At 40.6% G+C, this 23,157-nt stretch carries 24 protein-coding genes; 23 read left to right on the top strand and 1 reads right to left on the bottom strand.

The genetic code is table 11. From position 1 onward, the window contains the following. The first annotated feature begins 41 nt into the window (after nt 1-41). The 15 genes from BO15_RS0102250 (at nt 42) to BO15_RS0102180 (ending at nt 11,795) form a co-directional block, all read left to right on the top strand. Nucleotides 42-434, top strand: a complete 393-nt coding sequence (locus BO15_RS0102250) for a TIR domain-containing protein (protein WP_033151960.1) — start codon at nt 42-44, stop codon at nt 432-434. A gap of 19 nt (nt 435-453) precedes the next feature. After that, complete coding sequence (locus BO15_RS0102245; RefSeq protein ID WP_052169720.1) at nt 454-912, top strand: RipA family octameric membrane protein; 459 nt, start codon at nt 454-456, stop codon at nt 910-912. A 45-nt stretch (nt 913-957) separates the two neighbouring features. After that, nucleotides 958-1,884 (top strand): DUF4760 domain-containing protein, encoded by a 927-nt coding sequence (locus tag BO15_RS0102240; protein WP_033151959.1) that lies wholly within the window; start codon nt 958-960, stop codon nt 1,882-1,884. A gap of 177 nt (nt 1,885-2,061) precedes the next feature. Next, on the top strand, nt 2,062-3,411 hold the full coding sequence (locus BO15_RS0102235) for a DegT/DnrJ/EryC1/StrS family aminotransferase (protein ID WP_033151958.1): 1,350 nt from the start codon (nt 2,062-2,064) through the stop codon (nt 3,409-3,411). 16 nt (nt 3,412-3,427) lie between these two features. Further along, complete coding sequence (locus BO15_RS0102230) at nt 3,428-4,192, top strand: glycosyltransferase family 2 protein (protein WP_033151957.1); 765 nt, start codon at nt 3,428-3,430, stop codon at nt 4,190-4,192. Nucleotides 4,193-4,203: 11 nt separating this feature from the next. Continuing rightward, the gene (locus tag BO15_RS0102225; protein ID WP_033151956.1) at nt 4,204-4,881 is read left to right on the top strand and encodes a sugar transferase; all 678 of its coding nucleotides are present in this window, start codon (nt 4,204-4,206) and stop codon (nt 4,879-4,881) included. Between the two features lie 21 nt (nt 4,882-4,902). Then, a complete protein-coding gene (locus tag BO15_RS0102220; protein ID WP_033151955.1) occupies nt 4,903-5,394 on the top strand; it encodes a pyridoxamine 5'-phosphate oxidase family protein in 492 nt (163 codons plus the stop codon). 12 nt (nt 5,395-5,406) lie between these two features. Beyond that, on the top strand, nt 5,407-6,381 hold the full coding sequence (gene bsh / locus BO15_RS0102215) for a choloylglycine hydrolase (protein ID WP_033151954.1): 975 nt from the start codon (nt 5,407-5,409) through the stop codon (nt 6,379-6,381). Between the two features lie 84 nt (nt 6,382-6,465). Then, nucleotides 6,466-7,098 carry a flavin reductase gene (locus tag BO15_RS0102210; RefSeq protein ID WP_033154625.1) on the top strand — a complete coding sequence of 211 codons (633 nt, stop codon included), beginning with the start codon at nt 6,466-6,468 and terminating at the stop codon, nt 7,096-7,098. Nucleotides 7,099-7,110: 12 nt separating this feature from the next. After that, complete coding sequence (locus BO15_RS0102205) at nt 7,111-7,509, top strand: hypothetical protein (protein WP_033154624.1); 399 nt, start codon at nt 7,111-7,113, stop codon at nt 7,507-7,509. A gap of 386 nt (nt 7,510-7,895) precedes the next feature. After that, entirely contained in the window at nt 7,896-8,066 is a 171-nt protein-coding gene (locus BO15_RS0102200; RefSeq protein ID WP_033151953.1) for a type II toxin-antitoxin system HicA family toxin, read from the top strand. A gap of 51 nt (nt 8,067-8,117) precedes the next feature. Further along, the gene (locus BO15_RS0102195) at nt 8,118-8,543 is read left to right on the top strand and encodes a type II toxin-antitoxin system HicB family antitoxin (RefSeq protein WP_033151952.1); all 426 of its coding nucleotides are present in this window, start codon (nt 8,118-8,120) and stop codon (nt 8,541-8,543) included. Nucleotides 8,544-8,712: 169 nt separating this feature from the next. After that, nucleotides 8,713-9,729, top strand: a complete 1,017-nt coding sequence (locus BO15_RS0102190) for a Na/Pi cotransporter family protein (RefSeq protein WP_052169719.1) — start codon at nt 8,713-8,715, stop codon at nt 9,727-9,729. Between the two features lie 59 nt (nt 9,730-9,788). Next, a complete protein-coding gene (locus BO15_RS0102185; RefSeq protein WP_033151951.1) occupies nt 9,789-10,457 on the top strand; it encodes a response regulator transcription factor in 669 nt (222 codons plus the stop codon). Nucleotides 10,458-10,469: 12 nt separating this feature from the next. After that, a complete protein-coding gene (locus tag BO15_RS0102180; protein ID WP_033151950.1) occupies nt 10,470-11,795 on the top strand; it encodes a sensor histidine kinase in 1,326 nt (441 codons plus the stop codon). Nucleotides 11,796-11,834: 39 nt separating this feature from the next. Here BO15_RS0102180 and BO15_RS0102175 read toward each other — a convergent pair whose 3' ends face one another. Next, on the bottom strand, nt 11,835-12,335 hold the full coding sequence (locus tag BO15_RS0102175) for a TspO/MBR family protein (RefSeq protein WP_242843745.1): 501 nt from the start codon (nt 12,333-12,335) through the stop codon (nt 11,835-11,837). 201 nt (nt 12,336-12,536) lie between these two features. Here BO15_RS0102175 and BO15_RS0102170 point away from each other — a divergent pair, with 201 nt between their 5' ends. The 8 genes from BO15_RS0102170 (at nt 12,537) to BO15_RS0102135 (ending at nt 23,154) form a co-directional block, all read left to right on the top strand. Next, nucleotides 12,537-13,526, top strand: coding sequence for a LacI family DNA-binding transcriptional regulator (locus BO15_RS0102170; protein WP_052169718.1), 990 nt, complete (start codon nt 12,537-12,539; stop codon nt 13,524-13,526). A gap of 151 nt (nt 13,527-13,677) precedes the next feature. Continuing rightward, nucleotides 13,678-14,970, top strand: a complete 1,293-nt coding sequence (locus BO15_RS0102165) for an extracellular solute-binding protein (protein ID WP_033154620.1) — start codon at nt 13,678-13,680, stop codon at nt 14,968-14,970. Between the two features lie 63 nt (nt 14,971-15,033). Next, complete coding sequence (locus tag BO15_RS0102160) at nt 15,034-16,446, top strand: carbohydrate ABC transporter permease (RefSeq protein ID WP_033151949.1); 1,413 nt, start codon at nt 15,034-15,036, stop codon at nt 16,444-16,446. Next, nucleotides 16,446-17,288, top strand: coding sequence for a sugar ABC transporter permease (locus BO15_RS0102155; protein WP_033151948.1), 843 nt, complete (start codon nt 16,446-16,448; stop codon nt 17,286-17,288). The genes BO15_RS0102160 and BO15_RS0102155 overlap by 1 nt, the downstream gene beginning before the upstream one ends. A gap of 103 nt (nt 17,289-17,391) precedes the next feature. Then, nucleotides 17,392-19,416 (top strand): hypothetical protein, encoded by a 2,025-nt coding sequence (locus BO15_RS0102150; RefSeq protein ID WP_033151947.1) that lies wholly within the window; start codon nt 17,392-17,394, stop codon nt 19,414-19,416. Nucleotides 19,417-19,418: 2 nt separating this feature from the next. Further along, nucleotides 19,419-20,240, top strand: a complete 822-nt coding sequence (locus BO15_RS0102145) for a hypothetical protein (RefSeq protein ID WP_052169717.1) — start codon at nt 19,419-19,421, stop codon at nt 20,238-20,240. An 84-nt stretch (nt 20,241-20,324) separates the two neighbouring features. After that, complete coding sequence (locus BO15_RS0102140; RefSeq protein WP_033151946.1) at nt 20,325-21,077, top strand: hypothetical protein; 753 nt, start codon at nt 20,325-20,327, stop codon at nt 21,075-21,077. Nucleotides 21,078-21,201: 124 nt separating this feature from the next. After that, a complete protein-coding gene (locus BO15_RS0102135; RefSeq protein ID WP_033151945.1) occupies nt 21,202-23,154 on the top strand; it encodes a polysaccharide biosynthesis protein in 1,953 nt (650 codons plus the stop codon). The last annotated feature ends 3 nt before the right edge of the window (nt 23,155-23,157 follow it).

Below are 23,157 nucleotides of genomic sequence, written 5' to 3'. Positions count from 1 at the left end.
TGTAAATTAATCCTCATCACAAATTATGAGGAGGTACTACAATGTATAATCTATTTGTTAGCCATTCGTGGGCATATTCAGATGCGTATGATAAATTAGTGAGGTTACTAAAAGCAAAGTCAGGATTCGATTATAGGGATTATTCTGTTCCTAAAAATGACCCCATTCACCATGCTAATAATGATTATCAGCTAAAACAGGCTATTAGAGCACAGATGCAACATGCTAGTTGCGTGCTTGTATTGGCAGGAGTTTATTCAACATATAGTAAATGGATAAATATTGAAGTTGAGTTGGCAAAAGAGATGCACAAAACAATTATTGCTGTTGAACCATGGGCTGCTGAAAGAACATCTCAATTTGTAAAAACAAATGCTGATTATATAGTAGGCTGGAATACAGATTCTATTGTTAATGCAATTAGGAAATGTTAAAGAGTGAGGATATTGAGTCATGACGTTATTTAATGATATCGATAACACGAATACGGAATTATTTGAAATATATAAGATGTATGTAGAAACTGCTGAAAGAGTAAGTGAAAAAAGAGGAAACACAAATAACTTTTTCCTGGCGATAAATATGGCTGTGGTTACAGTGATTAATATAAATGGATTTGATTGTTCCAATTATTGGTGGGCAATCTCATTTGCGGGTATTTCAATATCTGTATTGTGGTTCGCTTCTATTAATAGCTATAAACAGCTAAATTCAGGCAAATATAAAGTAATTGAGGAACTTGAAGGCAAACTATCTGCGAATGTTTTTTCATATGAATGGGAAATATTAGGTAGGGGAAAAGATAAAACAAAATACTGTAAGGTATCGAAGTTGGAAAAAATAATCCCATGCTTGTTTGGGATTATATATATTGTATTTGCAATTGCAAATCTATATTGTCTCTGTACTTAGATGGTGACATAGTTTCGCAATATATTAAAAGTAGGGAAATCTAGAATGAAAAAATTAACAAAAAGAAAAATTATAACTCTAGTATTAATAATTGTATATATTATATTTTCGATAATTTTATCTATTGTTTTTAAAACAAAAGGCGAAAGTCTATTAGAAAGTCTGTATTATTCGACACAAATATTGGCATCAATTTATATTATAGCTGGTGTAATAATTGCTGTATGGCAGTACTATAATACCACAAGGACCAACATGGCAAATATGGAGATTACTCAGATTCAAAGAGCTATAGATATGTCTGAATATTATAAGGATAATATTTTGTACAAATATCCACCGATAAGGGATATATTTAGTACCGCCGGAATACAGGATATATTTGATAGATGTCTAGGTGGTCATGAATTTAAAAGCTTTGATAATGCTGAATTAAGTAAGTTTATATCTGAAAGTGACAGAAATAAAATAGAAGAAAAATGGAATTCAGCTGAATTTATATTAGCTATAATTGAAGCTGATACTATATATAATTTAGATTTAAAAACAGAGTCTTTTGAGGATGAGCTTAATAATGTCTTAGAGAAGATAAAAAATGGTGAAACAATTGAAAAGGGAGATAAAAATGGGAAAAAGCTAGCCTATGATTTGTCAGGAATCGTATCTAGATTTATGGTGAATTACATAACTGAAACGTTGAATGCAATGGAATTTTTTGCCATGCATTTTAATCATAATACTGCTGATGAGTCTGTAGTATATCAATCTCTGCACAGTTCATATATTCAGATAGTAGAGTGCTTTTATTATGTTATAGCGCGACAGAATAGTGATGCTGCAAAGCGTTATTATACAAATGTTATTTGGCTATATGGTGTATGGAAAACGCGTGCACAAGAACAGGAGCTGGCAAGGCAAACGTCTGTTGTAAAGATAGAAAATCATGGTAATAAAGTGTCGAAAATCGTATAAAATTGTTAATAGTCTTGACTTTATCCTAATGAAAGAATAATATATAGAAACAAGAACAAAATAGTTTTTGTAGGAGGTTAAAGCATGAGTACAGGAGATGTTAAACTTTTTTAGAATTACATAATATTGTTTAAGGCTACGGTGAAGTCGTAGCCTTTTTTATTTAAGGAGATTACCATGTCAGAAAATGAAATTTTATTAAGAAATATACCTTTCAGCCCACCAGATATATCTGATGCTGAAGTTGAAGAAGTTGCTAAGGCTCTTAAGAGTGGCTGGATTACAACTGGTCCACGTACAAAGCTTTTAGAGAGACGCCTTGCAGCATATATTGATACAGGAAAAAATGATGTAGATTGCGAGAGCGAAGCTGGCGTTGCGAAATATAGCAACAGAGTGGTTTGTCTTAATTCTGCTACCGCAGCTGAGGAGCTCAATCTTCGAATTTGGGGTGTTGGCCCAGGGGATGAGGTAATCGTTCCAGCCTACACATACACTGCTTCAGCTAGTGCAGTTTGCCATTGTGGAGCTACACCTGTTTTTGTAGATATTCAGCCAAATGGTAATAGCACATCACATATGCCAGAATATGACTATGAAGCCCTTGAAGCAGCTATTACAGAGAAGACAAAGGCAATTGTTGTAGTTGACCTTGGTGGATTAGTTGGCGATTATGAGCGAGTATTTGAAATCGCAGAGCGTCAGAAATCAAAGTTTGTGCCAAAGAGCACAGCGGAGGATTCATTGGATGAGCTTTCTTCAAAAATTCAGCAAGGCCTTGGCCGCGTTGCTATTGTTGCTGATTGTGCACACAGCCTTGGTGCAAGTGCAACTTTTAAGGGACAGAAGACATACGCTGGAAATTTAGCTGATTTCTCTAGCTTCAGCTTCCATGCAGTTAAAAACTTTACTACTGCAGAGGGTGGCGCATCTAGCTGGAAGCTTCCAAAATCAGTTTATGATACAGGAGTTACTGATGCAGAAATCTATCATATGTATCAGTTGTTGTCACTTCACGGTCAGAGCAAGGATGCTCTTGCAAAAACTCAGATTGGTGCGTGGGAGTATGATATCGTTGGTCCATGGTACAAATGTAATATGACAGACATCATGGCAGCTATTGGCCTACGTCAGCTTGATAGATATCTTGGCTTGCTTGATAGACGTCTTGATATCATTCGTAAATACGATAATGCCTGTGATGAGCTTGGGCTTCTTCATTTGGATCATCACATGGATGGAATGGACAGCAGCAATCATTTATATCTCATGCGTGTGCCAAATGCCACTGAGCAGCAGCGCAACGAGTTCATCATCAAGCTTGCAGAGCGAGGAGTTGCAACAAACGTACACTACAAGCCACTACCAATGATGACTGCATACAAAAAAATGGGATACGAAATTAAGGATTTCCCAAATGCATATGATTACTACAGAAATGAAATTACACTTCCTCTTCATACTAACCTTTCCGACGAGGATGTTGATTACATCATTGCCAGCTTGAAGGCAGTATTTGCAAAGTAATTTGGAGGACTAATATATGGATAGAGGGCTTGTTTCAGTAATTATGCCTTCATGGAATACAGCAGGTTACATCATGGAATCTGTTGAGTCTGTTTTGAATCAGACATATCAAAACTGGGAGCTCATCATTGTGGATGATGCATCTACTGATGGAACAGTTGATCTTTTAAAGCAGGTCAACGACCCTCGTGTTAAAGTATTTGTTAACGAGCAAAACTCAGGAGCGGCGGTCACCAGAAATCGAGCCATGCGCGAGGCAAAGGGAGATTGGGTTGCCTTTCTAGATTCCGATGATCTTTGGTCTCCAACAAAGCTTGAAAAGCAGCTTGAATTCATGGTAGAGCATGACTATGTTTTTTCTTATCATGATTTCGAAAAGATAGATGAAGCAAGTAAGCCTATTGGTATCAGAGTGTCTGGCCCAGATGTTGTGACAAAGCACAAAATGTACAACTATGGTTATCCAGGCTGCCTGACTTTCATGTATAAAGCATCTGCTTTTGGTGTAATACAGATAAAAGACATTAAAAAGAACAACGACTACGCTATCCTTTTGCAACTCTGCAAAAAGGCTAGCTGCTATCGCTTGCCTGAGAACTTGGCGCAGTACAGAATTCGTACTGTATCCATATCGCATGATAAGCTTAGCAAAAAGCTCCGTAGTCATTATGACTTATTCCACATGTGTGATGAAAAGCCTGCACTTATCGCTTTCTGGTTTGCATGCTGGAACATGTTTTATGGCGTTTTGAAAAAAATAAGATACGAGAATCAGATATAGGAAAAAGATATATGAAAAAGTGGGAAGATTTGCCTGAATATATGCAAATTGAAGAGGTCAGGCCTTATTACGATTTGCTTAAGAAAAAAGGCTTATCCTTGTTCTTTAAAAGATTATTTGACATAGTGGTGGCACTAATTTTGCTGATTTTGTTGGCTATTCCAATGCTTGTAATCGCAATCATGATTGCCATAGATTCACCAGGCGGCGTGTTCTATCGCCAGGAGAGAGTCACCACATACGGCAAACATTTCAGGATATTCAAATTCAGAACTATGGTTTCAAATGCTGATAAAGTGGGAGCGCATGTTACTACAAGCAACGATTCCAGAGTTACTAAAATCGGAGCAAAGCTCCGTGGAGCAAGATTGGACGAGATACCACAGCTTTTGAATGTTTTAACTGGGGACATGACATTCGTAGGCACCAGGCCGGAAGCAGTCCGATATGTAGAAAAATACACAGGCGCCATGTGGGCCACTCTTTTATTACCTGCAGGCATCACTAGCGAAGCTAGTATTTTGTATAAAGACGAAGCAGACTTGCTTGATAATGCAGAGGATGTTGATACAGTCTACGTGGAGCAGGTGCTTCCAGCAAAGATGGAATACAATCTCAGAAGCCTAAAACAGTTCAGCTTCTGGGGCGATATAAAAACAATGTTTAGAACTGTGGGGGCGGTTTTGTAAAGTTAGATTATGGGGGGACCTATGCGACGAAGAGACAGAGAAATCACAGATGTAACTCATATTGAATCCATATTAAACGAATGCAAATACCTTCATCTCGGCTTAGCAGATGAGGGTATTCCTTATGTTGTTCCAATGAACTACGGCGTAACTAAAGATGAAGCTGATGGGCATTATGTGATTTATCTTCATGGAGCCCATGAAGGAAAGAAGTTGGATATCATCCGCAAGAACTCTAATTGCTGCTTTTCACTAGAAAGAAATGTTAAGCCATTTGAAGGTAGATTAGCGTGTCAATATGGTATGGTTTACGAATCAATTATGGGATTTGGACAGATTACCATAGTGGATGGACCAGTCGAGAAAATGCAAGCGTTAACAGCCTTGATGAAAACTCAAACAGGAAAAGAGGACTTCCAGTTTGATGAGAGAATGGTATCTATTGTTACAGTCTTTAGAATCGATGTCAAAGAGTTAACTGCAAAGCAGAGATTGATGCCGGGGGAGAAATAGGAGGAGTGGAAAATGTGTACTGCTGCAACATACTATAGCAAAGATCATTACTTTGGTAGAAACCTGGACTTAGAGTTTTCTTATCACGAGACAGTAACCATCATGCCTAGAAACTACAAGTTTCCTATCAGGCATCAGAATGATTTGGATAGCCATTACGTTCTAATTGGCATGGCTTTCGTGGTGGATGACTATCCTCTCTTCTATGATGCAATCAATGAAAAAGGTGTTGGTATGGCTGGGCTGAACTTCCCTGGCAATGCAGACTACAAGGAAGAGAGTCCGGACAAAGATAACATCACACCTTTTGAGTTTATTCCATGGATTTTAGGACAGTGTGCTTCTGTGCAGGAAGCTAGATTATTGCTGGCTAAAATTAATCTCATAAATGAAAACTTCAGTGAGGAACTTCCACTATCGCCTCTTCATTGGATGATTTCTGATAAATCAGAATCTATAGTTGTCGAACAGACCCAAGATGGACTACGTATTTACGATAATCCTGTTGGCGTTATGACTAACAATCCAACTTTTGATATCCAACTATTTGAATTAAATAAATACATGTCACTTTCTACTGAGCCAGCTAAAAATTCTTTTGCTAAAAACTTATCCTTGCAACAGTATAGCCGTGGCATGGGAGCCATCGGCCTGCCAGGAGATTTATCATCTACATCCCGTTTTGTGAAAGCGGCATTCACTCGAATGAATTCTGTATCAGGCGAATCAGAGCTGGAAAGTGTAAGCCAATTCTTCCACATCCTTGGTTCGGTGGACCAGCAGAGGGGATGCGTGCATCTAGGTGAAGATGCATATGAAATCACCATCTACACCTCTTGCTGTAATTTGGATAAGGGAATCTACTATTACAATACATATGAAAACCACCAGATTACTGCAGTGGATATGCATAAGGCAGATTTGGATGGAACAAAGCTGAGTATATATCCACTGAGACATGGTGAGAATGTGTTGTGGGAGAATTAGGGTTTATTATTACATCAACTTTACACTAGATAACTATATTAATTACATAATTTTCAATTTAAGAGGAGGCAGTGTATGGGTGAAATGAACACAAAGGCAATGTACAAATTATCTTATGGGCTGTTTGTGTGTACGGCAGTACAAGGCGACAAGATCAATGGCTGTATTGTCAACACAGCTATTCAAGTTGCATCAGAGCCAAACAGTATTTCAGTAGCTATCAACAAGGCAAACTATACTCACGATATGGTGAAAGCCACTGGACAGTGCAATATCTCTGTCATTAGCCAGGATGCTACCTTTGATTTGTTCAAGCATTTCGGCTTCCAATCCGGTAGGGATGTAGATAAGTTTGCTGCTTATCCAGCCGCAAATTACCAGACTTCAGAAAACGGCATTCCATACATTACAGTAGGAACCGACGCGTATTTTTCATTGAAGGTAGAACAGACTATAGACCTGGGCTCTCATACTCTTTTTATATGCGAGCCAGTAGCCATGGAAGTCCTTTCGGATACAGCCTCTGCAACATATGAATATTATCAAAGCAACATTAAACCAAAGCCAGAGGCGGTTGGAACCACTCCAAAGGGAGAGACAATCTGGCGTTGCCGCATTTGTGGATATGAGTGGGTTGGCGAGGAGCTACCAGACGATTTCATCTGTCCTATCTGCAAACACCCTAAGGCAGACTTTGAGAAAATAGAGCAAAGGTAAAAAGGAATCAACATGAAAAAATCTATCATAGAAAAAGCACATGATTTCATCCTAAAAATGCCAAGCTTCTTAGAAAAGATAGTGGCAGCCATATTGTTAGTGGGTGTTGCGTACAGCTGCATCCAATTGGGAATACATGTGGTATCGCTGACTGAGCTGGCATTTGATGAATATATCGAAGATATTTTAATAACTGCATTTAATGCAATTATTGTTATCGAATTTATCAGAATGCTTATAAAGCATTCCATGAATACTATTGTAGAGGTTTTGATATTTGCCATCGCCAGGGGACTGGTGGTTGGCCACGAAGCTCCATTGGAAACATTGATACGTATAGTTTGTATTGCAATTCTGTTGGCTTGCCGCAAGTATCTGTTTTATGAGAAGGATTTTGAGGAAGAGATGTAGGGGGCAAATTTATATTTGGACATTAAAAAGGAGAACCGGACGCATCCAGTTCCCCTAAGTACGCTCCGTAGAAACGTACCGCTATTCACGTTTAATGATATCAAATTCTTTAACATATGAAAACATTAACCTAGAAGATTATAGGTGAATAATATGACAGTAGTATATAGCGGAATGTAAATGCCGATGAATTTGTTTGTTGCTAGCGATTAATTGACAATAATGATTTTCTACACAAAGTGAAATAATATAATTTATTCATAAAGATATAAGAACTACTGATAATAGTTGTGTCTTTGTTTTCTTATCGGACTTTTGTAGCACCTTGACAATACGCATAGAATGCGTATAATAGTAAGTGAAAATACATTTTCGAGGTAACTGAAATGAAAAGACAAATTTTAATTAAAAACCTTGAAAATGCTGGCTATTATCTGTTGAGAAATGGCGGAAGTCATGATATTTATACTAACGGTACAACACAGGTTGTGATACCGCGGCACAGAGAACTTAACGAGATAACAGCTAAGCAGATTATCAAGAAGGCGGGGATTTAATCCCTACCTTGCTTGATTTTTCTGTAGGGGGGAGAGTGGAAAGGTGCTATTATGAAGGTTGCATATCCGGTATTAATTAAACAATCTGGCGATGAATTTTTGGTTTATATTCCTGATTTAGATGGCTACACTGAGGGGGCAGATTTAGCAGATGCTATAGAAATGGCTAGAGATTATATTGGCTTAGCTTGTATGGGGCAGGAAAATGATTTACCTGAAGCTTCTACATATAAAGAGGCTGTAAAAAAGGCCAAAAAAAATAATGATATTTTTGATTATTCCGATGGTTTGCAAACAATGGTAGATGTCGATTTGGCTGAATACCGTAGACAATATGACAATCGCGCAGTTAGAAAGAATTGCACTGTTCCATATTGGATGACAGTAAAGGCTGATGAAGCGGGGCTAAATTACTCCAGAGTTCTTCAGGACGCTATTGCAAACATATTGAATTTAAACTATAATTTAGGAAATTAAAATTTGTCTTTTTAAAGGGGCTAGCTGTTATATATGCAGCTGGCCCTTTTGTATAGAAGGGAATACTATAATGTACTAATTTATTCCCCACTTTACCCACCCTTTACATTTCCCCTCCATAATACAAGTGCAAACATTTGGAAAATTTCTTGTATTAAGGAGGCATGAAATGGACATTTTTATGATTTTGAAGCTGCTGGGTGGGCTGGCCCTCTTCCTGTATGGGATGAAGCTCATGGGAGACGGCCTACAGGCGCTAGCTTCGGGGAAGATGGCTCAGATACTGGAGCGTCTTACCAACAAAACTATTTATGGTGTGCTGTTAGGCGCAGGTGTCACCGCGGTGATTCAGTCGTCATCGGCCACCACAGTAATGGTTATAAGCTTTGTGAATTCGGGAATTATGAGCTTGCGTCAGGCAGTTGGCGTAATCATGGGCGCCAACATCGGCACCACAGTCACATCCTGGATGCTATCTATGGTGGGAATCGAAAGCGATGCGGTGCTTATCAAAATGCTAAAGCCATCATCATTTGCACCAATACTTGCCATGATTGGCGTGGTGCTATACATGAAGGCTAAGGAAAACGCAAAGCAGACCAATATCGCACATCTGCTAATTGGATTTTCGGTGTTGATATTTGGAATGGATGCAATGAGCGCTTCAATGGAGCCACTTGCACACAACCCATATTTTGAGAATATGCTAGTTGCAGTTTCAAATCCACTCTTTGGAATTCTTGTTGGTATGGTATTTACGGCTATCATTCAAAGCTCATCAGCATCGGTGGGGATCTTACAGGCGCTTTCATTGACTGGAGCTGTCAGCTTCGGTGCAGCCTTTCCTATCATCCTGGGGCAGAACATCGGCACATGTTCCACAGCGTTGATATCCTCAGTGGGAGCTAGCAAAAATGCAAGGCGCGCATCCATGATTCACCTATACTTCAATGTAGTCGGTGTTACCGTATTTACGTTAGCTTTTTATGGATTAAACATGATTTTTAATTTTGAATTCTTAACGGCGGCTGTTGGGCCTGTGACAATTGCAGTTATCCATTCGATTTTCAATGTGGGAAGCACCGTGCTAATCTACCCATTTTCGAAACACTTAGTGAACCTGGCAGAATACACAGTGCCGGATGATCGTGTGAGCAATGGTTATTCCTCTTTACATAAAATTTAGATAATCATACTATAGTATCACATAGATTGATTGTTTATGTACATATGAAGGAGGTCACTATGGCTCTTGTTTACATTGTTGAAGATGATGAAAATATTAGAGAGATAGAGGAGTTTGCTCTGACAAACGCTGGCTACGATGTAGAAAGCTTTGCCAATGGAGCAGACTTTTTTGATTTTTTGGAGCACAATCTGCCTGATTTGGTCCTGCTGGATATCATGCTTCCTGATGAAAACGGGTTTGAAATAGTAAGGCTGATTCGCTCTAGTGAAATCACTGCGGCTATTCCGGTAATTATGGTCACTGCCAAAACTGGTGAAATAGATTTGGTTCGAGGCCTTGAAACAGGGGCCGATGATTATATAAAAAAGCCATTTTCAGTGATGGAACTTACCTCCAGGGTGAAGGCTATGCTACGCCGTACAATGGATGATGCTATGGATATGATTACCATCGAAGACATTGTGATAAACGACAAGCGCCACCAGGTCACAGTGGCAGGCCAGCCTATAGAGCTTACTTACAAAGAATACGAGCTGTTGAAATATCTAGCGCTGAACCGTGGTATCGTCTTGAAACGTACTCAGATAATGGACAAAATCTGGGGCATAGATTACGAGCTGGAATCACGCACCCTGGACATGCACATCAAGACCCTCAGGACTAAGCTTGGTAGCTGTGGCAGTCTGATTCGCACAATTAGAAACGTTGGATACGTGATTGATTAAAGTGGAGGTATCATGGCACAGAAAATATACCTTAGATTTTTGGCGCTGATTATCGCCACGGTGCTTTGCACATCCCTCTGCGTGACCCTTGCCTACTATGCGTTGCTGGAGAGGCAGGTGCACCAGGACATGCAGGTCACCGCTCAGATTTTTAAAGATACAGAATTTTTTGACACCGCAGATGTGGCCGCCTTGGAGGACAATCCAAAGCTGATGGACGCAAAACTGCGAGTGACATTGATAGATACAGATGGCACGGTTCTTTTCGACAATACCGTAAATGCGGAGCAGATGGACAATCATGCCAGTAGGCCGGAGATTGTCAGCGCTATGGAGAACGGTTCTGGCGAAATAGAAAGGCAGTCTGACACCATGGGACTGAAGGATTATTACTACGCCCTTCGCCTAAACGACGGTCGAATTCTTCGTATTGCCCAGGAAGTGGACGCAGTGTGGGTGGTATTTGCTAGCGGCTTGCCAGTTTGTCTCAGCCTCATTTTACTTATATCATTTTTCTGTGTGCTGGCTTCGCGCATCCTTACACGTCAGCTTATGAAGCCAATTGAGGATGTGGCAGGCAAGCTCAACGATGATTTTGTAGACTCCCCATATCCTGAGCTTTATCCGTTCATTAGCAAAATTCGAAAGCAACACGAGGAAGTATTGGCGGCGGCAAAGATGCGGCAGGATTTCTCAGCCAATGTTAGCCATGAATTGAAGACTCCTCTTACCGCAATCTCTGGCTATGCGCAGTTGCTTGGCTCTGACGATACACATCCGGAAAAGAGAAAGCACTTTGCTGACGAGATAGATAAGAATGCAAATCGTTTGCTGGCCCTCATAGAGGATATCATCAAGCTTTCCGAGCTGGATAGTGACGACAATGATGAACAGTTCGAAACAGTGGATTTATACGAGCTGGCCGCCGAGGAGCTGGATTCATTAACTATGGCTGCCAGCCAGCGAAATATTGATATCACCTTATCTGGTGCATCCACCTCAGTGCGCTGCCGTCCGGATCTTATCCGCGAGTTAATCGACAACCTTGTGCAAAACTCAATCCGCTACGGCAATGAAGGCGGACACGTGTCAGTTGCAGTCCTTGAAGAATACGGCTACAAAAAGCTCATCGTAGAAGATGACGGCATCGGCATCCCTGCCGGCGACCTAGACCGCGTTTTCGAGCGCTTCTACCGCGTCGACAAAAGCCGCTCCAAAGCCTCTGGTGGCACAGGCCTAGGCCTTGCTATCGTAAAGCACATCGTGGAAATCCACGACGCCAAAATCCAAATAGAAAGTGAACTGGGCGCAGGAACCAAGGTTACTGTGCTGATGTAAAAATGTAGTGGGAACCTCGATGAGGTTCCCACTTTTTCATTAGTTCAATATTGAAATCATCAAATTCAAATAAGCTGCAAAGGTGCACCACAGTAGATAAGGGAGAAACATCAATGTGGCTTTCCAACATACTTTAGAAGTTTTCCATATCATTACGATAATCATTACCCAAAGAATCATCAGCCAAATGAAGGCTAGTGTATATTGGCCTGCGTTGAAAAATATCAGCGACCATACAAAGTTAAAGCAGAGCTGGATAAAGTAAACTATCATCGCTATACACTTGGCACTTTTCTTTTCTGTAGTATCTGCAGGTGCCAGCAACAGAAAATAGCTACCTAGGCCCATCAGTACATATAGAATTGTCCATGCTATTGGAAACAGCCAAGCCGGCGGAGCCAGTGGCGGTTGTATCATCACTTGATACGAATCCATGGCATTTCCTGTAAGTAATGCGCTGATTCCTCCCACAATCAGCGGCAAAGCAACCATAGGAACAAATCTTAATATTTTCTGTGGGCATGTTAATTCCTCATTCATAAAAAACCTCCTCAATGAAAGTGTTATTAGATACAAGTTAAATATGAACTAGGCAGGTATAAGCTATGTAAAGTGATATTGACGCATTGTTCGAATAGTGGCATGCAATTTTGTTAGTATTTAACAAAAAGTGCGCAACCGTTTGCAAAACCGATTCTATTGTGATAGCTTGATAGAAGACCACAGTATTAGGGGGAAACTATGGGTTATACATTAGATAAAATCGCAAAAGAATTGGGGCTTTCCAAAACAACAGTTTCTAGAGCCATTTCCGGTAAAGGTAGAATTTCCGAGGAAACTAGAGCGAGGGTTAACGCCTTCATCAAAGAAATAAATTACAGACCTAGCGCTGTTGCTAGGTCGTTGGCAGCTAGCCGCACATTCAATGTGGGGCTGGTTTTCCCTGCCGATTCAGCCCTCGGCGAGATGCCATATTTCCAGACTCTCATGACAGGTGTCTGCGACAGAGCCATGGAATACGAATACGACGTTCTTATCATTCTTGCAGATAACGACGGCATATCAGCGTTGAAGCACGCAGTGCGGAACAAAAAAATCGACGCTGTAATGGTCAGTCGTTGCGAGAAGGATTCTAAAGTTATCAATTTCCTAAAAGACGCAGCAATTCCATACATCGTAGTGGGCAACCCAATGGAGCCAGGGGTTCCTTTTATAGATCACGATAATGAGGGGGCAGCTACACGCATGATTGAAACACTTATCGACAAGGGCATCACTCGGATGGCCCTTATTGGTGGGGGCGAAAATATCAACGTTACTCACAGCCGTTTGGCAGGCTTCCGCCAGGGCTTTATTAATCGTGGAATGAAGGCTGATGAAAATCAGATTTATTTAAATATGCACAAAAGCGACCGCATGGACAAAGTCTTGAAGACTGCCATCGCAGAGGGGGCAGAGTGCATTGTTTGCATGGATGACATGCTCTGCAATTCAGTTCTTAATTGTCTGCACAACGATGGCTTATCTGTTCCAGAGGACATCAAGCTGTGCAGCTTTTACGATTCAAATTTATTATCTACATCAAAACCATCTATCACTAGCTTGTATTTCGATGCAAAGAAACTGGGCGCCGAGGGGTTGTCTATGCTTATGCGCAACTTAGATGGGGAAGATGTCACAAATCTCACTTTAAGCGACTTTAATATCCAAATGCGAGACAGCACAAATTAGTAATATTAACAAAAATGTCATAAAATAGTTGTCGGAAATGCTTAATTGACGAAAAATGACAGAAGCATTAGGATTATGTATGAAGAACAACCGATTGCGCAAAGTCGCAATCACGGGAGTATAAAAAATGAAGAAAATGGAGGAAGTAATAATGAAGAAGAAGTTATTATCAGCACTTCTTGTTTCAGCAATGGCTACATCAGCTTTTGTTGGATGCGGGGGCGCAGCAGAAGAGACTACAGCTGAGACAGGTTCAACAACAGAGGAATCTGCAGAAGCTACAGAGGAAGCATCATCTGAGGATGCTATCGCAAATCTTATTGCTGCAACAGAAGGTACAGTAAACATCGAGCTTTGGTGCTCAGAGACAGAAGAGTACCAGACAGTTATGAAGGAACGCTGCGACGCTTTCGAAGCAGAGTATCCTGACGTAGATTTCAACATCACAATCGGTGCTGTATCAGAAGCTGATATGAAGGACCGTGTACTTGAGGATGTTGAGGCAGCAGCTGATGTTTATGTATTCCCAGACGATCAGCTTGAGGCACTTGTTAAGGCAGGCGCTCTTAACGAAGTGGCAGCTCAGTACACATATGACATGAACGAAACAGACACAGCAGCTACAGTTGAAGCTGGACAGTACGATGGCAAGCAGTATGGCTACCCATTCACAGCTTCAAACGGCTATTTCTTATACTATGATTCATCAGTTCTTTCAGAGGAAGATGTAGCTTCTTGGGAAGCACTTACAGCTAAGGCTGAGGAGCTTGGCAAGGAAGTTGGATGTGAGGTAGCAAACGGCTGGTATCTCTACGGTTTCTTCCAGGGCGCTGGATGTACACTTACAGAAAATGAAGATCAGTCAAACAACTGCGATTGGAACTCTGAGACAGGTCTTGCAGCTGCAGAATCACTTCAGAGCATCGCATCTTCAAGTGCATTCAAGAGCTATGGCAACGATGATCTTCTTGCAAACCTTAACGATGGCAAGGTTGTAGCATACGTTTCTGGTACATGGAATGTTAACGCATTCTCAGAGGCTTATGGCGATGGCTATGCAGCTACAAAGCTTCCTACATTCCAGGTTAACGGCGAAGACAAGCAGATGGCTTCATACTCAGGATACAAGTTCGTAGGTGTTAACGCATACGCAGAGAACACAGGTTGGTCAATGCTTCTTGCTGAGTACCTTACAAACGCTGAGACACAGGAAGCTGTATATGCAGCTACAGGCGAAGGCCCTTCAAACACAGAGGCACTTGCACAGGCTTCTTCAGTAGCACTTGACGCTCTTGCAGCTCAGTCAGAATTCGCAGAGCTTCAGAGAGTTGGCGGCAACTACTGGACACCAGCAGAGTCACTTGGAAAGAACATCCTTGACGGCAAAGTAAGCCAGGAAGTTCTTGATGATGCAGTAGCTGGAATCACTCAACCGGTAGAGTAGATTTAAAACTTTTTCGGGCTTCTCCGAATGGAGAAGCCCTTTTATAAATCAGAGGAATAATCTATGAAGAAAATTGGCGTTTATTTCAAAGACTTTTTCACATCCATAACCAAAGGTGACATCTGGGTCAAGCTCTCTCTTTTGATTATGGGTGCTGGATATTTTGGGAGAAAACAATTCATCCGCGGAATACTTATGACTTTACTTGAGGTAGGAGTGCTAGCCTCAATTTTTCGCGTTTTCGCACCATACATGTCAAAGCTTTCAACTCTTGGTACAGTCCAAAGAGAGGAAATTTTTGATCCATTAACTATGCAAAAAACAGTAAATGATTATGATAATTCTCTTTTGATTCTACTTTACGGAATCATTGGAATCCTTGTTATCATTGCATTTCTGGCACTATATATTGCAAATATCAAGACAGTTTATCGTCTTCAAAAGATGCAGGAAGAGGGAGAACACTTAAGTACATTTAAGGAAGATATCGTGAGCTTCAAAAACGAGCGTTTCCACATCACTCTTCTTACATTGCCAAGTATTGGAGTAATTCTCATCAACATTATTCCAATTCTATTCATGGTAGGTATCGCATTTACGAATTACGATGAGAACCATCAGCCACCAACATATCTTTTCACATGGGTTGGATTCAAGAACTTTATCAACCTCTTTACAACCAGCCAGACCATCACATTTGGCTACGCATTTGTAAGAGTATTAGTGTGGACATTAATCTGGGCTGTCCTTGCAACAGCAACAACATTCCTTGGTGGAATTCTTTTAGCTCAGTTTATTAACCATGACGACACAAGGCTCAAGGGCATGTGGAGAACCCTTTTTGTTATCACAATCGGTATTCCACAGTTCGTTACATTGCTTCTTATCAGCAAGATGTTTGGTGATTATGGTATCGTAAATACGTTTTGTGAAAATGTAGGAATCTTAGATTTTCTTAAAAATATAGGACTTCTTAACGCAGGCGATGCCTTCATCCCATTTTTGTCACGCCCAGGCTGGGCTCATGTGACCATCATCCTGGTAAATATCTGGGTTGGTATTCCATATCAGATGCTTGTTGCAACAGGTATCCTGATGAATATCCCATCAGACCAGATTGAATCAGCAAAAATCGATGGCGCCAACAAATTCCAGATTTTCTGGAAGATTACAATGCCATACGTAATGTTCATCACCGGCCCATCATTAATCCAGTCAGTAATTGCAAATATCAACAACTTCAACGTTATATATTTGCTTACATACAACTACAAGACAACAAACATGTCTATGGCAAACTCACATGCCACCGAAGTAGACCTGCTCATCACCTGGCTATTCAGATTGACAAATGAGTACTCAAACTTCAAGATGGCATCAGTTATCGGTATCATAACATTTATAGTTTGTGCAGCCCTTTCACTTCTTACTTTCTCAAGAATGATAGGTGGAGATAAAGAGGGGGTATATAGATAATGAAAAAAACAGGTAAAATAATCGGAAGACACGTATTTTTAGCTATCTTGGCTTTCATTTGGTTGATACCAGTTTTCTGGCTGGTTGTCACCACTTTCAGCACACAAAAGGGAATCAACACAAACCACTTTTTCCCTGCTCACTGGACACTTGCCAACTATCACCAGCTGTTTTTCGAACCAGACTCAACTGCTAACTTCCCAGCATGGTTCAAAAACTCTATGATAATCGGTGTATTCAGCTGCCTTGTTTCATCTATCTTTGTAATCATGACCGCATATGCGTTTTCATTCATCGAGTTCAAAGGTAGAAAGAAGCTCATGAGCTTTTCATTGATCCTCGGCATGTTTCCAGGCGTCCTTTCAATGATTGCCATGTACTTCATTTTGAAGATGCTTGGCCTGACAGATAGCGTTGTTGGACTTATCATCCTCTATTCAGGAGCATCAGGACTTGGCTATCTGATTTTGAAGGGATTCTTCGACACAATTCCAGTATCTTTGCATGAAGCAGCAAAGCTGGAGGGCGCATCGGAGGCTACCATCTTCGCAAAGATTGTGGTGCCACTTTCAAAGCCAATGATTGTTTACACCGTAATCAATTCCTTCCTGAATCCATGGATGGATTTCGTTATGGTTCGTTTGATGATTAAGTCAAAGGATGCATCAGACTGGACAATGGCCCTCGGCCTTTTCAATCTTTTGCAGAGAGCCCTGGTTAACCAGTACTTCACATACTTCTGCTGCGGTGGACTAATGATTGCCGTACCAATCTCTATTTTGTTTATCATCATGCAGAAATTCTACGTTGAGGGTGTAACCGGCGGAGCAGTCAAAGGATAGCAGTGAGAATATAATATGGTTAAGCCATAAAAATATGTGTATAATAAACTATGATTGGGAATCCAGTCATAGTTTTTTATTATAGAGAAAATAGGAAGAGAACATGAAAAAGGTATTTAGTAGTTTAAAAAATTGGACAGTAAATTTATCGCTGAAAGAAAAAATCCTGGCTATTCTTTGTCTTATCGTTTTGTTCGCTTGCGCAGTCCTTACCATGACCTACGGTCGTACAGTGGTAAATTCAGATATGGCCATTGCCAGCTTGTTTGCAGATTCATTCTACAAGCATCACAACTTTTTCTCTGGCACATGGAGTTATGCCAACGGAGATATTTGGACACTGTACCCAACGGTAGGTATTTTGTCGATACTGGTACATCCATTTCTTGGCGCTGGTGATGTTGCTCGTACAATTGTGGTCGTTATCCAGATGATTCTCGGCGCCGTAGCACTTGGAACTCTTTCTAAGAAATATTTCAAAGACGAATCATGGATGCTAATGGTTCCCCTTGGAACAATGTATTTGTTTGGAATCGCAGTGTATGTTCTTTATGACGGTTGCTACGGCGATTTCATCATTTGGCAGCCATTAGTGTGCATGCTTTTTATCAATGCTTACAGAAAGTACACCGAGGGCAAGCTGTTTTCGGTGAAGCTTGCAGTGTATATGGTGATTCTTTACATCCTTTCAGTTCGTGGCCCACGAACCCTTGCAGATTTTGCACTTCCAATGATTATGACAGTGGTTGTTATGGTCTACATCCGTGCAGCAGAACGCAAGTCAGTGATTTGGAAGACAGATTTGAAGGATGCAATATATTGGATTTTTGCCAATGCTATCCCAGCCGTACTTGGGCTTATCACATACAATTGGCTTGCTACATGGCACAACATCAACAACGTCAAGGAATCTCTTATGGTATTCTCTGGCTCAATGTCTGATGTGTGGAACGGTTTAATCAAAACTATTCTTTACTATTTTGAGGTGTTTGGTTTCCAGCCAGATGTTTCTGTCTCATCAATGATAGGCCTTCGCAACTTTGTATCAATTGCAATGTGTGCAATAATTTGCATTGTCGTTCCAATTCTTCAAGGTCGCAAAATTTTAAAAGAAACAAAGACTATTCAGTTTATATATTTCTATGCAATGCTTCACAACCTTGTGATGCTCCTTTGCGGCGTGTTCTTTGATTTTGTAATCAAGTATCACATGACATCATCCGTTGTTCTGTTTGTTATTGTTTCAGCTAGATATATCTATGTCTATTGGATTAAGCAGGAAAACGAAGTTCGAGGTTATGCATGGACGGTGCTTTTTGTTGTGGCTTCACTCATCGAGTGCGTAGCTATGCTTTCAAATGTCAGTGGTTGGAAGAATCGCTTAGAAGCACAGGAAAAGGTTTCTGACGTTTTAGAGGATCATGGCCTTACAAAGGGGTATGCAACATTCTGGAATGCTTATGCAAATCAGCTTTACTCAGATGACAAGGTTCGCATCGGTGGCATCACAGTCGAGCAGAATCGTCTTCAGGAGTACTGGTGGCTTGTAGACAATTCCATCTACGAACCAGAGGAAACACAGTCATTTATCATGCTCACAGATGAAGAGCTTGCAGGTGAGTACAATTATGAAACCATCCTTTATGGTTACGAGCAGCCAATAGATGAATTCATTATCGAGGACGCTCTTTGCTACAACGATGTCCGTGGAGAATACAGAACAAACTTAAATGTATACGTATATGCGGATGATTATGCAAAATACCTCGTCAACGGCAGCAACGATGGCGTTGTCGAGCCAAAGGAAATGTTCTTCAACGGCATGGGTACTATCGACGACAGTCAGGTTGCACTTACAAACGGTGGTCTCATCTTTGGTCCATACTCAAGCCTTGATAAAGGCGAATACATCGTTTCATACAACGGTGGTGGTCTTTCAAAATGCGAAGTTGAAATTCTTTCAGAAAACAACCCTGGTGACTACAGCTACGAAGTAGTATCTACATCAGATACAGTCATAACTGTTAAGCTTACAGTTACCTCCCGTGTTGAAGGAATCCAGTATCGTATTTCCAATAATACAGATGAACTTGCAATTGTGTTGAATATAACAGTTGATAGGGAATAAATATGAAAATCATCGATTACAAGAATTCATTAGTGGATAGCTATAAAAAGAATAAGCGTACCTTCATTTTTTATTTGATTTTACGTGGACTTGTTATACTTACACTTATCAGATGCATTCTGACTAAGAATTATGAAAGTGCGGCAATCTGTATATTGTCGCTACTTTTGTTTTTGATGCCTGCATTCTTGCAGCAGAAAATGAAGATAGAATTTCCAGCTGTGTTTCAGGCTATCATCTTTGGCTTTATATACGCAGCCGAAATTCTTGGTGAAGTAAATCATTACTATGTGATTATCCCAGGCTGGGACACCATGCTTCATACCATGAACGGGTTTCTGTGTGCGGCTATTGGATTCTCTCTTATTTATTTGCTGAATCGTGGTAGCAAGCATTTTAATTTGTCACCATTTTACCTGACGCTAGTGGCTTTTTGCTTTTCTATGACTGTAGGAGTAATCTGGGAATTCTTCGAGTTCACAATGGATTATTTCTTCTATTTAGATATGCAAAAAGATTTTGTAGTGCAAACAATCGGCTCAGTAACACTTGATCCAAACAATAGTGGCATGCCATTCATTATTTCAAACATCACAGATACTATAATCAACACTGCCGATGGCCAGTCTTACACAGTACCTGGCGGCTATCTCGACATAGGCATCATCGACACTATGAAGGATCTGTTAGTGAACTTGGTTGGAGCAGTAGCCTTCAGTATCATTGGTTACACCACCCTCAAGTTCTCTAAGAAGTCAGCGATAGCTGACAACCTTATGATAAAGCCAGTGGATGGGCAGGAGGATAATTCTAAAACTTTCTAAAGCACTACACATTTAATTTGCATTCATCCATGAATATGTAGTATCATTCTTGAAGTGCTTGAATTAAATCTAAGGAGGTTTATTATGGCAGAAACACAGCAGAAAAAAGGAAGTAAGAAATTTATTATAATTGCGATATTGATTGTACTTGCAGCAGCTGCAGGAGCAGCGTTCTATTTCTTAAATGCTCCAAAGACAATGGATATCAACGATTATGTTTCAGTTCAGTTCACTGGATATGACTCAATGGGAACAGCCACAGTCACATTTGATAATGAGGAATTCTTGTATGATTTCGCACAGAATGCAAAATTAGATGCAAAGATTCAGCGCGAGGCTGATAAGCAGCGCCTCGAGGATCCACTTGATATTTTCAAGGAAGGTTCATTTGCAGATCTTGACTTACAGTCACGCATCACATACGAGCTCAACGCTTCAACAGACCTTTCAAATGGTGACGATGTAGTCCTTTCATGGAGCATTGATGAGGATTATATTACAAAGCATTATGGCATCAAGCTTGTATCAGATGCACAGGAGCTTTCAGTAGTTGGCCTTGCAGATGTAGTTACATTCAATCCTTTCGATGACTTGAAGGTTACATTCTCAGGAAATGATGGCGAGGGTGTTTGCGAGCTTGAAATCACATCTGATGACGATATCTACGAAGGCATCACATTCCGTGCAGATGTTACAACTGGTCTTTCAAATGGAGATAAGGTTACAGTTACATATGGACCAAACTTTGGTAAGGACTTGCAGACATACTGTGCACAGAACTTCGGTTTAATTCCTGATCCAGTTACAATGGAATATAAGGTTTCAGGTTTGAAATAATAGTCATTACCTATATTATTAAACTAAATATGTGTTATAATACGGTATCATGGGCTTAAAGTGTTACTATTCACAGTGACCTCAGCCTAGATACTGTATTTTTTATTTGGAGGACTAATCTTAAATGGAGATTATGAATAGAATGAAGCATTGGCACAAGGTGGCATATTTCTTACTTGCCTACGATTTTATTACCGTTGTGCTTTCTTATTTTCTAGCTCTTTGGCTTAGGTTCGACTGCCAGTTTTCACACATTGAACCACCATATTTGGAAAAATATTATGTAATCATAATTCCATACGCAATTTTCACAGTTATTATTTATCAGCTCTTTGGTCTCTACCGAAGCATTTGGCGTTTTGCCAGCTTCTACGAGTTAAAAAAACTAGTGCTTTCCACAGCAGTTACACTTGCGGCTAATGCATTTGTAGTTACAGCATTCATTTATAGAATGCCAATTTCATATTATGTATTTGGAATCGCATTCCAGTTTTTCTTTGGAGTTAGCATTCGCTTCTCTTATAGATTTATCTTGCTTCTTCGAGATAGTCGCGAAACAAACGCTGCCGATACCAACGTACTCCTTATTGGTGCTGGCTCAGCAGGACGTATGATTCTTCGTGATGTAAACTTTGTAAATGGCGGCGCAAATGGTTCTGCCAAGGTCGTTTGCATCATCGACGACAACCCTAACAAGTGGGGCCGTTACATCGATGGAGTAGAAGTAATCGGTGGCCGCGACAAAATTCTTTATGCCGTTGAAAAGTACGAGATAAAGGAAATCTACATCGCCATCGCCACACTTGCTCCTAGCGAAAAGCGTAACCTCATCAATATTTGCAAGGAAACAAACTGCCGCATTAAGCAGCTTCCAAATATGTACGCTGAAAAGGCTGGCATCATCAGCGCTGGCAATCTTCAGAACATCACAATAGAGGATGTTCTCGGGCGTGATCCAATCAGCCTCCATCAGGAGGATGTTGCTGCTCAGCTTCAGGGCAAAGTTGTTCTTGTTACAGGCGGTGGCGGTTCCATCGGTTCAGAGCTTTGCCGTCAGATTGCAAAGTATGGCCCAAAGCAGCTCATCATTTTTGATGTATATGAAAACAATGCTTATGATATTCAGCTTGAGCTTAAGCGCAAATATCCGAATCTTGATTTAGTTACACTTATCGGTTCAGTTCGCGATGCTCGCCGTATTGAATCAGTGTTTGAAACATACAGACCAAACATCTGCTATCACGCAGCAGCTCACAAGCATGTGCCTCTTATGGAGGACAGCCCTTGCGAGGCAATCAAAAATAATGCAGTTGGTACTTACAAGACAGCCTATGCTGCTATGAAATATGGATGTGACCGTTTTGTTCTTATCAGTACAGATAAGGCAGTTAACCCTACAAACGTCATGGGTGCCACAAAACGTATATGCGAAATGATTATCCAGACTTTCGACAACATGGTTCGCAACAACCACGAGGATATGCTTCCAACACTTATCACTCACCAGGTTGATATTGATACAGCAGATTCAGAAAAGGTTCCAGCAGGCAGCGGTCACACAGAGTATGTTGCAGTTCGTTTTGGTAACGTGCTTGGTTCAAATGGTTCTGTTGTACCTCTTTTCAAGAAGCAGATTGCAGAGGGCGGTCCAGTTACACTTACACACAGGGATATCATCCGATACTTCATGACAATTCCAGAGGCTGTCAGCCTTGTGCTTAAGGCAGGCGCTAATGCATCTGGTGGAGAGATTTTTGTTCTTGATATGGGAGAGCCTGTAAAGATTCTTGATCTTGCTCGCAACATGATTGAGCTTGCAGGTCTTCGTCCAGACGTTGATATTGAAATAGAAGAAATTGGCCTTCGCCCAGGCGAGAAGCTTTACGAAGAAAAGCTTATGAGCGAGGAAGGCTTGAAAGAAACTGAAAATCATCTGATTCACGTGGCTGAGCCAATTAAGTTTGATTCAGACGAATTTATAAGAAATCTTCAATCACTTATGACACTTGCATACAGCAACGAGGGCCCAGAGGTGGTTCAGAAGATTAGAGAAACTGTGCCTACATTCAAAGGCTAGATA

It is taken from the genome of Pseudobutyrivibrio ruminis HUN009, from assembly GCF_000703005.1.
In the GTDB taxonomy this organism is placed as follows: domain Bacteria; phylum Bacillota; class Clostridia; order Lachnospirales; family Lachnospiraceae; genus Pseudobutyrivibrio; species Pseudobutyrivibrio ruminis_A.
Note: the sequence above shows the minus strand (reverse complement) of the source record. Positions and strands in the feature narration are given on the sequence as shown.